The organism is Streptomyces sp. NPDC002156 (assembly GCF_053593675.1).
On sequence record NZ_JBSFDA010000322.1, the window covers coordinates 1 to 4,620 of the forward strand.

Consider the following 4,620-nt stretch of genomic DNA (forward strand, 5'->3'; position numbering starts at 1 on the left):
AGACGGTCGACGGCGAGTTCGACGCCGTACTGCGCATGCTGCGCACCGCCGGCCTCAACCCCCGTGTCCTGCACGGCGATTACCACACCACGGCCGGCTTCCACCGGGGGCCGCGACGCGCGACGCCGTTGCGATCGATTGCTTTTCTGGTCGGTCGCCGCAGGCAGGACCGGTTGCTGTGCGGGCGAGGGGTTCGTGCGGTGTCCGGGTGGGGTGTTTCCCACTCCGAAAAATACCCCCGGGGGTACCCGTGCTACTGTCGAACATATACCCCCGGGGGTAATTTCCAGTGGGAAGGAAGTGTCAGGCATGTTCTTCGTCGACACCATCGAGGTGGCGGGGCTCGGCAACCGCAGCTATCTGGCGGGTGGCGGACGGACGGCGGTGGCGGTCGACCCGCCGCGCGACGTGGACCGGCTGATCGCCGCGGCGGCCCTGCGCGGAGTGCGGATCTCCCACGTCGTCGAGACGCACGTCCACAACGACTACGTCACCGGCGGGCTGGAGCTCGCCCGGCTCACCGGCGCCGCCTACCTCGTTCCCGCCGGGGCCCGTGTCTCCTTCGACCGGATACCGGTGCACGACACGGACGTCACGGTCATCGATGCCGACGCCGGTCTGGTCCTGCGGGCCCTGGCGACACCCGGTCACACCCCGCACCACACCGCGTACGTCCTGGAGGAGGGCGGGACGGTGGTCGCGGTGTTCACCGGCGGTTCGCTGCTCATCGGTACGGTCGGCCGCCCCGACCTCGTCGAGCCGCGCATGACCGAGGACCTGGCCCGTGCCCAGCACGCCTCCGCCCACCGGCTGGCCGCCGAACTGCCCGACGAGACCGCGGTGTTGCCCACCCACGGCTTCGGCAGCTTCTGCTCCTCCGGTCAGGCCGAGGGTGACGCCACCACCATCGGCAAGGAGAAGGTGGCCAACGACGCGCTCACCCGCGACGTGGACACGTTCGTCGCCGACCTGCTGGCAGGCCTCGACGACATCCCGGCTTACTACACGCACATGGGTCCGGCCAACGCCGCCGGACCGGCCCCCGCCGACCTCACCCCTCCGTCGGTGGCCGACGCCGAGGAGATCGCCGCGCGCCTGGCCGCGGGGGAGTGGGTGGTGGATCTGCGCAACCGGGTCGCGTTCGCCGACGGGCATGTCGCGGGCTCGTTCAACTTCGAGGCCGAGGGGCAGCTCGCCACCTATCTGGCCTGGCTGATCCCCTGGGGCAAGCCGGTGACCCTGCTCGCCGAATCGGCCGAGCAACTCGCCGCCGCCCAGCGCGAACTCGTCCGGGTCGGCATCGACCGCCCGGCCGCCGCGGCCACCGGCGAACCGGCCGCCTGGGTGCGCGAGGGCGAGCGGCCGGCCTCCTTCCCGCGCGCCACGTTCGCCGATCTCGCCGACCGGCGGGGGAGGGGGGTCGTGGTCGTGCTGGACGTCCGGCGCGCCTCCGAACGCGTCGGCGGTTTCGTCGAGGGTTCGGTCCACATCCCCGTCCACACCCTGCACCGGCGGCTCGGTGACATCCCCCCGGGCGAGGTGTGGGTGCACTGCGCGGGCGGCATGCGGGCCGGTATCGCCGCCTCCCTCCTGGACGCGGCGGGCCGCGAGGTCGTCGCGGTGGACGACGCGTTCGACGCCGCCGAGCAGGCCGGACTCACCGTCCGCGCCGCCTGACCACACATCGGTACGGCGGACCAGTCTTCCGAAGAGAGCGAGAAGCGCCGATGAGGCATGTCCAACGGAGCCCCGGCCGGGTCACCGTTCAAGAGGCGGCCGGACACACCGGCCACAGCACCGCCGACGAGAACGGCACCCCGTCCCGCGCGGCCGACGGGACCGTCCTGCTGGACGTTCGGGAACCCTTCGAATGGCAGGCGGGCCATGCCCCCGGGGCGGTCCATGTGCCCCTTTCCGCCCTGGCGGCGGGCGCGCCGCTGCCTCCCGAGGCGCTGGGGCGGCCCCTCGTCGTCATCTGCCGCTCGGGCAACCGCTCCCGGCAGGCCGCCGAGTTGCTGACCGCCCGGGGTGCCGAGGCCGTCGACGTGATCGGCGGGATGCGGGACTGGGCGGAGGTCGGTCTGCCGGTGGTGGACCCGCAGGGCGGGGACGGCACGGTCGCGTGAGCACTCTGATACTCGCCCTGACAACCGGGGCCGTCGTCGGCCTGGCGCTCGGGGCGCTCGGGGGCGGCGGCAGCGTCCTGGCCGTCCCCGCCCTGATCTACCTCCTCGACTTCACCCCGGTCGCGGCCACGACAGGGAGCCTCGTCATCGTGGCCGCCACGTCGGCGACCGCACTGGTCGCGCACGCCCGCGACGGCAACGTCCGCTGGCGTACGGGACTGCTGTTCGCGGCAGCCGGCATCGTGCCCGCGGTCCTCGGCGGCGCGGTCGCCGGGCACCTGCCGGACGCCGTGCTGACCGCCGCCTTCGCCGTGATCGCGGCGGTGGCAGCGGTCCGTATGCTGCGGCCCCGGCCAGGGTCCGACCTGGGGCGCACGGTCCGTCCGGGCCGTGCGGCGGCGGCCGGAGCCGGGCTCGGCGCGGTCACCGGCGTCCTCGGAGTCGGCGGCGGCTTCCTCGCCGTACCGGCGCTGGTGGGCGTGCTCGGCCTGCGGATGCGTACGGCGGTGGGCACCAGCCTGCTGGTCATCACCGTCAACTCGCTGGCCGCGCTCGTGATGCGCGCCGGCACGGCCGACGGACTGGACTGGGCGGCCATCGCCCCGTTCGCCGGGGCCGCGATCCTGGGCGCGTGGGACGGCAAACGCCTGGCCGCGAAACTGTCCGGGCACACACTCCAGCGGATCTTCGCCCTGGTGCTGCTCGCGGTGGCGGCCTTCATGCTGATCGACGCGGCCGTGTGATGCGACCCGTCTCCAGGTTCCGTGCCCACGGCGAAGGCTGGCTCCGCCTCATGCCAATGACCGGAACAGCTTTTCCAGGCGTCGCGCACCTGCCCGGTGTCCTCTTCTCGGTCATCCGGAGCCCGCCGGAGATTTGACGCTGCGCCCGGCGTAGCCGGCTCAGCACGGCTTTCAGGTCCGCACCCGCGAGTTCGATGTCCACTACCGCTCCACTACCACTCCTCGAAAAATACCCCCAGGGGTATTGTGCGTCCCGGTTCGGGACGGCGTCGACCAGTAAGGATCACATCCGTCATGACTGCTCCTCTCACCCCCGTCACCCTCGGCACCGACCAGGCCCGCACCCGGCTGCACGAACTCACCGTCATCGACGTGCGTACGCCGGGCGAGTACGCCTCGGGTCACCTGCCCGGCGCCCTCAACATCCCCCTGGACCAGATCCGGCGTGCCCTGCCCGAGATCCGCCAGGCCAGTGAGCGGGGCGACGTCCTGGTCGTGTGCGCCTCCGGCGCCCGTTCCGAGAACGCCTGCAAGCTCCTGTCCGGTCAGGGCATCCCCACCGCCACGCTCGCCGGAGGCACCGGCGCCTGGGCCGCCGAGGGGCACGACCTGCATCAGCCCACCGCATGCTCTGTCACACGGGCCACCTGGAGCATGGACCGCCAGGTGCGGTTCACCGCCGGCACGGTCGTGCTGGTCGGCCTCGCCCTCGGCCTGTTCGTCCACCCGGCTTTCCAGCTCATCTCCGCGGGCATAGCGGGCGGCCTGGTCTTCTCCGCGCTCACCAACACCTGCGGTATGGCGGTCATGCTCGGCAAGCTGCCCCGCAACCGCCCCCGCGCGGCCGATCTCGACGCTGCGTTGGCGGCATTGCGCAACCGCTGACGGTGACTGTGCTCGCTCGTTCTCCTCCTGAACTCGCCGGTACCGGCGAGTTCAGGAGAATCGTCAGTGGGGGCGAGTGGGCCGTGTGGAATCCTGCGGCATCCCGGAACGCCACGCACATGCCCACACTGAACCTGTCAACTCCCCTTGCCTGTAGGGCAATTATCGGCGCTGCCATTGGCCCCTGAGCGGAGTGCGACCTACCATCTGCAAAATACCCCAGGGGGTATAAGTCGCAGACAGTGAGGAGCACTCGTCATGTCATCCATGTCCTCCGCCTCCAGTTCCGCCCGCGACCACCACAGGGTGCTGATCGTCGGAGGTGGCACCGCCGGGATCACGGCCGCGGCCCGGCTGCGCCGCGCGGGTGTCACCGACATCGCGGTGCTCGAACCGGCCGACGTCCACTGGTATCAGCCGCTGTGGACCCTGGTCGGCGGCGGCCGGGCCCCGCTCGGCATCACCCGCCGCCCCGAAGCCTCCGTGATGCCCCGGCAGGTGCGCTGGATCCGAGAGGCCGCCACCGCCGTCGACCCCGAGGCGCTGACCGTCACCACTGCCGCGGACCGCACGATCGGTTACGACTACCTGGTGATGGCCCCCGGCCTGCAACTGGACTGGGGCAAGGTCCCCGGCCTGGACACCGCGGTCGGACACGGCGGGGTCTCCAGCAACTACTCCTTCGAGCACGCTCCCTACACCTGGGAGCTGATCCGCGGTATGCGCTCGGGCACCGCGGTCTTCACCCAGCCCGCCGGCCCGGTCAAATGCGGCGGCGCCCCGCAGAAAATCGCCTACCTGGCCGCCGACCACTGGCGCAGGCAAGGCGTCCTGGACCGTATCCGGGTGATCCTCGTCCTGCCCGC

At 71.8% G+C, this 4,620-nt stretch carries 5 protein-coding genes and 2 pseudogenes; 6 read left to right on the forward strand and 1 reads right to left on the reverse strand.

Features of this window, described 5'->3' with window-relative positions:
- From ACWCRB_RS49055 to ACWCRB_RS49070, 4 genes and pseudogenes are all read left to right on the forward strand, one after another.
- A pseudogene (locus tag ACWCRB_RS49055) lies at positions 1-95 on the forward strand (LysR family substrate-binding domain-containing protein); the annotation flags it as partial.
- Positions 96-309: 214 nt separating this feature from the next.
- Positions 310-1,677 carry a rhodanese-like domain-containing protein gene (locus ACWCRB_RS49060; protein WP_451002259.1) on the forward strand — a complete coding sequence of 456 codons (1,368 nt, stop codon included), beginning with the start codon at positions 310-312 and terminating at the stop codon, positions 1,675-1,677.
- Between the two features lie 50 nt (positions 1,678-1,727).
- On the forward strand, positions 1,728-2,126 hold the full coding sequence (locus ACWCRB_RS49065; RefSeq protein ID WP_451002260.1) for a rhodanese-like domain-containing protein: 399 nt from the start codon (positions 1,728-1,730) through the stop codon (positions 2,124-2,126).
- On the forward strand, positions 2,123-2,869 hold the full coding sequence (locus tag ACWCRB_RS49070) for a sulfite exporter TauE/SafE family protein (protein ID WP_451002261.1): 747 nt from the start codon (positions 2,123-2,125) through the stop codon (positions 2,867-2,869). The genes ACWCRB_RS49065 and ACWCRB_RS49070 overlap by 4 nt, the downstream gene beginning before the upstream one ends.
- A 103-nt stretch (positions 2,870-2,972) precedes the next feature.
- Here ACWCRB_RS49070 and ACWCRB_RS49075 read toward each other — a convergent pair.
- Positions 2,973-3,071 (reverse strand): annotated as a pseudogene (locus ACWCRB_RS49075) (transcriptional regulator); the annotation flags it as partial.
- Positions 3,072-3,163: 92 nt separating this feature from the next.
- On the opposite strand from ACWCRB_RS49075, the gene ACWCRB_RS49080 reads away from it, so the two are divergent.
- On the forward strand, positions 3,164-3,754 hold the full coding sequence (locus ACWCRB_RS49080; RefSeq protein WP_451002262.1) for a rhodanese-like domain-containing protein: 591 nt from the start codon (positions 3,164-3,166) through the stop codon (positions 3,752-3,754).
- 258 nt (positions 3,755-4,012) lie between these two features.
- On the forward strand, positions 4,013-4,620 hold a 608-nt coding region (locus tag ACWCRB_RS49085), incomplete at its 3' end, for an FAD-dependent oxidoreductase (RefSeq protein WP_451002263.1).